The organism is Shewanella gelidimarina, from assembly GCF_023283945.1.
GTDB classification, from domain to species: domain Bacteria; phylum Pseudomonadota; class Gammaproteobacteria; order Enterobacterales; family Shewanellaceae; genus Shewanella; species Shewanella gelidimarina.
The window spans coordinates 1-7,464 of record NZ_JAKIKW010000048.1 but is presented as its reverse complement, the minus strand read 5'-3'; the positions used below and the strand labels follow the sequence as shown (position 1 = coordinate 7,464).

Genomic DNA, 7,464 nt, shown 5'->3' with positions numbered 1-7,464 from the left:
ACAACCAAGTCAGGCCACATCAGTACAACGGTGGTTTGACGCCTGCAGAGTCTGAACGATTATTTCAGAATGACTCTAAGTCCTTGGCCAAAATTAGTTGACCACTTCAGTTGTTCACCACGATAAGAGTGAACCATCTGTATCACCAGATGACCCTAAGACTCTGAATAAAGTAGCGAGTCTGACAATGTAACGAAGTCCATTGGACGGGAACAGAATCGTGAGAGGACGTTCTTCCTGATAACCACAATCGGGTGAGTGCTAGGGAGTCAGTATGATGAACATATGTGAATCCACGTAAGGTGCGTTATATGAGAAGCAGCGGAAGTGGTTTATACGCTGTGACCAAAAAGGCAACGAGAGCTGGAAAGAGATTGGGCATTTTTCTTTCGTGATCAACATTACTCTCCGTACTAGAGTGGGCATCTAAACTGACATTACGCTTCATACGGAACACGGTAAGCCTGAATCGCTCCCTTTGGGAAAGTTATCTGTGAAGATAGCCGATAGTGGTGCAGGTAAAGGAGACTGGAGAAAGCTAAAGCTGCATTGTAATAATGCAGATACGGACTTGTGTCTGGCACGAAAGTGAGCCCACTTCCAGCTGGTCTCCCATTGCAAGAACATTAGAAGAACTTTGTTAATGGAGAAACGCAAATGATGACTTCAAATGAGGTTAGTGCCTCTCCTTGCTTTGCTCAATGACAATCCATCGATTGGAAAGTAATAGAGCAGAAGTATCAAAGCTTCAAGTTAGTATTGCAAAGGTAACCCTTGTGGTTACCGGGTAACATAGTACGCCTTAGTGGAGGCTTGAGCCGTATGCAGTGAAAGTTGCACGTACGGTTCTTAGGAGAGCGGCACTTGGTAACAGGTGCCGCTTATCCGATCTTTCCTCGTTAGTGCAATTGCTCTCATTGTTCTTAATCAGCGATGTTTGACCAAATTTTCCTAATAATTAAATATGTGTTGGATTGATTATTTTTTTGGCTTGTATCTACTGATTCGATGACTATTCAGAACTATTAAAAACCTTTAGTATGAGCATCTTACTTTTAAATAAAGGAATGATTTGATGAGTAAAGAATGGATAGATGAACTTAAAAAGCTGTTTTTCTCCCCAAACCTTTACGATGTAGATGTTCCGAGTGCTGTAGACTTGAAACTAAAGCATATACCCCAAAGGTTGTTTAAGTATCGTACTTTTGGGAAATACTCGCTAGATAACCTTAAAAACAACACTCTATGGTGCTGTAAAGCTAGTCAGTTCAATGATCCGTATGATAGCTCGCTTTTCTTCCAATACCATCCTGATACATTAGCAAATAATCACTTGATGTATGCTCAAGGCCTTTACACAAATGATGAGATAGCAATAATAAAAGGTTCTTCAGAGCCATTAATAACTATCGCAGAAATAATTTCGGCTAAATCTCATAACCACCCAGCCCCAGAGAAAGTACATGACTTCCTTCTAGAAAAAATGTTTAACATCGAACAAGTTAAGCAGATAAATCAGTATATAAAAAATGGTCCTAACATTTGCTCGTTGAGTGAACGAGTTGATTCAACCTTGATGTGGTCACACTATACAAATGAGCACAAGGGGTTTGTGATGGAATATGACTTTTCGGAGTTAGATCAAGAATCAGGTTTGGGTAGGTTAGTCTGGCCTGTTATTTATGAAGATCGCTTATTTGACGCATCAAACTATTTTGAAGAGCGTTTAAATGGAGGGACGGAAAGTAATATGATGGGTATTATATCCTCAATGCATAAAGCAAAAGATTGGGAATACGAACAAGAATGGCGCTTGATTTTGATAAATGGGTTCTCTGAACCAGCAGCTAATCAACCATCACCATCTGTCAAAGCAATTTATTTGGGCGCAAAGATGCTACCCAGAAACAAAACGAGACTAATCAATATCGCTATAATGAAAAAGATTCCAGTCTATGGGATGGAGCTTTCAGTCAACGAGTTCAAAATGGAGCCAAAACCAGTATTTGAACCTTGAGCATATCTATGTGTCAGCTCAGGAACACTGAATATTACTTATGCTCTCGCGCCCATTTGTCCAGGTACGTGTCAGTAAAGTGCAGCAGATACGTTTATGCCCCAAAATGTGTTTCGACGGCTACTCGACACATAATATGGTTTGAAATTTGACCTACTTTTTCCATGCCAGCAAAATGTTACCAGAATCTAGGCGGTCCAGTTTTAACTAAAATGAGTCTATCAAGTCGGTTTAGAGCATTCGCCCACAGCACGACCCGGTGAATCAATACAAAAATTCACTTAGTAGGTAGAATCAGGCTTATTGTCGCGTCTCTGAATTGCCCGTTATGCATTAGAGCGGATATGCACCATTTCTATACACAATCATTTGACTGAATTTATCTAATACATTTACTATGAGACCATATTATTATCAATTCAGTAGCGATTTTAAATGGCCTCTATACCTTTAAACGAAATTTACCAACAAAAACTAAATTTTCTTATTGGTGCTGGGGCCTCTAGTGGTTTATTTCCTACCTTATGGCTACCCATCAAAGACTCTGGTGATGAAACAAATAACGAAACAATTGAAACAATCGCCACTAAGCTAGATCAGCTTGGAGAACCGTATAAGAATCATCACGCTTTGCTGTTTATGTACTACTACGAAAACATTATCGAGCCAGTGTGTAAGTTTCAGCTTAGTGACGTCCATATTCCTCATGATGAAGAATGTACAAACGACGATCAGTGTAAGGTCTGTAAAAAAATAAAACTAAGAAAAGAGACTATCGAAAATTATGAAGTCTTCATCGACTCTATTGTAAGGCTGTTACAGCAGAAGAATGACTTTCAAAGACGTTGTAACCTTTTTACTACTAACTACGATGGGTGTGTACCATTAGTAGCAGACAAGCTGATTAAGAAAGGGAATCTTGAATTCTGCATCAATGACGGTTCAAGTGGCTTCCTCGAAAGAACTCTATCAGCACGCAACTTCAATAATTACGTGTGTCAATCTGGCGTATTCGGACGAAACTCATCTGATATTCCACAAATAAACTTTATCAATCTGCATGGCTCTGCTTATTGGCATAAATTAAAAGACACTATTAAGGTAGATTATAATTTCCTTGATACTGCGGTGGTAATTCCAGAAGAAGCTCGCGATAGCCTTAAACAGCTAAGTGATATTCTCAACGATAAAACCAAAACAACGCAAGATCTACTTGCTCTCAATTTAGAGCTTAATAAGGACATTCGAACAGAATTTTGGGAATCCTATGACAAACTCCCCATTGTCAATCCTACCAAATGGAAGTTTCATGAAACTGTCTTTGAGGAGCATTATTACCAAATGCTTCGTTTACTAAGCTATCGATTGGAAGAGCAAAATTCGATTCTAATTAGTTTCGCTTTTTCGTTTGCTGACGAGCACATCCGCAACTTGATTAAACGTTCACTGTCCAACTCCAAGCTACAAGTATTCATTTGCTGCTTTAACGACAAAGAGCATGACACAATGTGTGGACACTTTGGTGGTTACAAAAACGTCACATTAATCAAATTCGACGGTAAAAATTTAGACTTCACGAAGTTCAACAAAGAAGTATTCAATGCTGATTTACTTAGGGATGACGACTAAATGAGTATTAACGTCGGTGAAGTCGTTGCGGTTCGAGGTACTCAAGTCACTCTACGCATCTATGATGAATCAAGCTTAGAAACTATGTATCACGATGGAAAGAAGTACAGGGGTGTTTCTATACGTGAATATATTGGAGTTAAGCGTGGTTTTTGCATCATTGTTTGCATCATTGAAGGTGAATATCTGGATGAGAAGCGATTTGAACTAGAAGACAACAAAATTCAATATATCCGCAAGGTAGAAGCCAAACCCATCGGTTTTTTTGAACAGAGTAAGTTCAAAGACGGTATTAAACTAATGCCGATGATCAAAGATAAAGCTTACCTGCTCAACGAGAATCAAGTAATTAGCGTTTTCAGTCAGGGTATAGATAGAACATTTAACATCGGAAAAATGTTGAAAGAGGATCTACCTGTATCGCTTCCATGGAACAAGGTTTTTAACAGCCACATTGGTATTTTTGGCAATACTGGTAGTGGTAAGTCCAATACCCTGACCAGGCTTTATACCGAGTTATTTTCAAACTTTGAGGAAAAGTTGAAAGGTAAAAGTCAGTTTCTGTTAATTGATTTTAACGGTGAATACACTGGTAACCAACTTATCAAGAGTCCTGACAATAAGAGGACCTTCAACCTAAGTACTGGTAACAAGGTAGGTGAAAGGTTGCCGTTGGCAAGTGTTCAGCTTTGGAATACTGAAATCTTAGCTTTGTTATTTCAGGCAACTTCGAACACACAGACACCGTTTATCAACCGTGTTATTGAACGAAGGAAAAAAGACAAAAATAAAGGTGAAAGCTTAAAAGACTACATCATAGGAACGTTTTACTTATGCCTTGTCAATCCTGCACAAAGTAGAGATTCATTGGTTCATCTTAAAGTAATAGCAGAGCACCTTTCAGATGCCCCGCTTAGCCAAAAGCTAAATAGCTTATTTTGGTATGATAATAATTCAAAGTTCGCGTGTAAAATTGCAGGTAGACAAAACTGGGAATTTTTTGACACCAAAGAGGGTTTTGATAACAACATAAGACCAATATTAAACCGTTTAGATATAACGCAAATTGACGCATTAGATGAATTGGTAGTACGGATTAACGTTCAACTACTGAGAGATTTATCATACGGACATATCCAATTTGACCACATACAGCCTCTATTGAAGAGAGTTGAAAGTGCTGTGAATGACCTACGGAAAATCTTTAGCGTCAAAGAAAATGTAAATGAGGAGTTCAAGCTACTGAATGTTGTCTCATTGAGAGGATGCAATCAAGCAACCAAGAAAATTGTGCCTTTGCTGTTGGCAAAGATGTTTTATCAAGAGCACAGAGATAATGTCGATACGCCTCCTCAAAATACGTTGCACTTCATTATTGATGAAGCACATAACATTTTGTCGCAGCAGTCAAATCGTGAGCACGAGATCTGGAAAGATTACAGACTAGAAATGTTTGAAGAGATCATCAAAGAGGGGCGTAAGTTTGGGATGTTCCTTACACTATCAAGCCAGAGACCAGCAGATATTTCACCAACGATAATGTCTCAGCTTCACAACTTCTTTATCCATAGGCTTGTAAATGACAAGGATTTATTCTTAATCGACAACACAATTAGTACGTTAGATCGAATGTCAAAAAGCTTGATACCGAATTTATCGAAGGGCGCATGTGTTGTAACTGGCACTGCTTTCGATTTGCCAATTGTGATGCAAGTCGATTACATCGAGAGCAAAGAAAGTCGTCCTGATAGTGATGACGTGGATCTTGCGGAACTCTGGGGGCTTGTTGATAAAAAAGAGGAATGATGCAGTTTAGTTATAGAATTGCCGATCTATTGTCATTTTCTTCTATTTAACTTATTGAATATAAATTGAAGTGATATGAGTAAGAAGTTCGGGGCAGAGACGCATAGGAAGTGTTATTTTTTGGAGGTTAAATGGCAATTTTGAAGTACATATTCTCAACCAAGAAGTCAGGGCTTACCAAACTTACTGAGGAAGAATACAAAAAGGATCTGATTGATATCAGTCCTGAGAAAGCTGAAAGAGCATTTGAAAGAGCATGGGCTACTAGAAACTTTGAGATCGAAATGTATTGGAAACGAGCGACGTATTTTTGGGCGTTTATTGCTAGTACATTTGTTGGTTACTTCGCGTTGGTGTCATCGGACAATTACGATAGCCCAGATGTTTTCAATCATGTTGAAGTGTATTTTCTTATTTGTATTGGCTTTGTCTTATCATTGGCTTGGCACTTTACAAACATAGGTAGTAAATCATGGCAACGGCACTGGGAAGTGCATGTCGACCTTCTAGAGGACGCATTTACTGGTCCGTTATATAAAATAGTTCACCCACCGCAAACGTATTCAGTATCAAAAATTAATGAAATCGTTAGCTTAGTCTTTGTGTTTATCTGGCTGCTACTTGGTACCAAGTACTTACTTGTTCAAGATTTGATACGGTCTTTTGGTGAAAACTATACTGTTAATTGGTTTGTTTTGGTTAGTACTGTAATGTCTTTTATGGTTGTTATTTCGATGATTTTTGGACATGGTAGGGGTCGTTTTGGATCAAGGCCAATTGTTATGTACAAGCGTAATGTTAGCTATTCAAAAGAAAACGGTCTGTAAATAGCGGCGTTATGTTTTCCTCTTACCAAGGAGTATTAGCAATATGGAAATATTTTTAAAAATACTAGCTGGCGTTGCTATAGCGGGATTAAGCTCGTTGTTTACGGTGTACTTATCCTTGGCAAAGTTTCGTACTGAAAAATGGTGGGAAAAGAAAGCTGATGCTTACTCTAATTTGGTGGGAGTGATTCATGATGCAAAAGCTTTTGCAGAAGAAAACTTAGAAGCAGAGCATAAACAGCTGGAATTAACTCCTGAAGAGGATAAAGTTCTTAGAGAATACTCTAAGAAAACGGAGTTGAAAATATATAGAGCAATGGATGCTGGCTCATTTTATCTGTCAGATGAAGCCATTGCTTGTCTAAAATTGTACAAGAAAGAGTGTTCTGAAGCAGGCAGAGACAATAATTGGCTTGGCTACTTGGCTGAAGATTTGAAAGCAACGGATAAGTGCCTTAAGTCCATGATTAGAATAGCTAAAAATGATTTGCAAATATAAAGCATAACAAAGCAAAAAACAGCTTGTTACGTTTCTTTTTATTGGCATCAACTTAGGAGTCACCTTTGGGGTTTTCAGATTGCATAGCAATTGGAGCCTCATTAGTAGCTTTGCTATCTGCTGTATATGCGAGGTGGACTTGGTCAGAGGCTAAAAAAGCAAATGACATTTCTCGGATTAACTCACTTTTAACTTTAAAGCAGCATTACTCAGAGCTTCTACAAAAAGAGCACGACAAATCGAGAGCTTGGCTAAATGGAAAAGAAAACAAGATCAGTGATAGCTACACTGAAGCATGTTCAGTTGCTGCTGCGGATTACCAACAAAAATACAGACAAGTGAGTGAGCAGCTTGAGAAGCTAAAGCCAGAGCTGTTAAATAGCATAACTAATAAGAATAGGCCGCGCAGCCGAGACCTATCCCAAGTATTGAACAAGCCAAGACTAGTGAGAAGTTGTGCCCTCTGATTTAATTATCAGGTAAAGGGCGCAGAGCGATTCACTACCGTTGGAGAAACTAAGATACTTTTTCTAATCAATGTCAGGTTAATTAGAACCAATGCTCTAACCCACTTTTGTCCGTGCGACCTGAGGTCGTATGAAGCGCTGTTCACCCCGATAAGAGTGAACCATCTGTATCACCAGATGACCCTAAGACTCTGAATAAAGCAGCGAGTCTGACAATGT

At 38.8% G+C, this 7,464-nt stretch carries 5 protein-coding genes; all 5 read left to right on the top strand.

The window, feature by feature from the left end:
• Positions 1–1,075: 1,075 nt before the first annotated feature.
• The 5 genes from L2729_RS21280 (at position 1,076) to L2729_RS21260 (ending at position 6,778) form a co-directional block, all read left to right on the top strand.
• Positions 1,076–2,017 carry a DUF2971 domain-containing protein gene (locus tag L2729_RS21280; RefSeq protein WP_248990024.1) on the top strand — a complete coding sequence of 314 codons (942 nt, stop codon included), beginning with the start codon at positions 1,076–1,078 and terminating at the stop codon, positions 2,015–2,017.
• A 435-nt stretch (positions 2,018–2,452) separates the two neighbouring features.
• The gene (locus L2729_RS21275; RefSeq protein ID WP_248990023.1) at positions 2,453–3,646 is read left to right on the top strand and encodes a hypothetical protein; all 1,194 of its coding nucleotides are present in this window, start codon (positions 2,453–2,455) and stop codon (positions 3,644–3,646) included.
• On the top strand, positions 3,647–5,452 hold the full coding sequence (locus tag L2729_RS21270) for an ATP-binding protein (RefSeq protein WP_248990022.1): 1,806 nt from the start codon (positions 3,647–3,649) through the stop codon (positions 5,450–5,452).
• Positions 5,453–5,583: 131 nt separating this feature from the next.
• Positions 5,584–6,279, top strand: a complete 696-nt coding sequence (locus L2729_RS21265; protein ID WP_248990021.1) for a RipA family octameric membrane protein — start codon at positions 5,584–5,586, stop codon at positions 6,277–6,279.
• Positions 6,280–6,322: 43 nt separating this feature from the next.
• Positions 6,323–6,778 carry a hypothetical protein gene (locus tag L2729_RS21260; protein ID WP_248990020.1) on the top strand — a complete coding sequence of 152 codons (456 nt, stop codon included), beginning with the start codon at positions 6,323–6,325 and terminating at the stop codon, positions 6,776–6,778.
• Positions 6,779–7,464 lie beyond the last annotated feature (686 nt).

Bases quoted from the DNA above. Each gene is read 5' to 3' on its own strand.
- L2729_RS21280 (WP_248990024.1), top strand. From the start codon at position 1,076: ATGAGTAAAGAATGGATAGATGAACTTAAAAAGCTGTTTTTCTCCCCA.
- L2729_RS21275 (WP_248990023.1), top strand. From the start codon at position 2,453: ATGGCCTCTATACCTTTAAACGAAATTTACCAACAAAAACTAAATTTT.
- L2729_RS21270 (WP_248990022.1), top strand. From the start codon at position 3,647: ATGAGTATTAACGTCGGTGAAGTCGTTGCGGTTCGAGGTACTCAAGTC.
- L2729_RS21265 (WP_248990021.1), top strand. From the start codon at position 5,584: ATGGCAATTTTGAAGTACATATTCTCAACCAAGAAGTCAGGGCTTACC.
- L2729_RS21260 (WP_248990020.1), top strand. From the start codon at position 6,323: ATGGAAATATTTTTAAAAATACTAGCTGGCGTTGCTATAGCGGGATTA.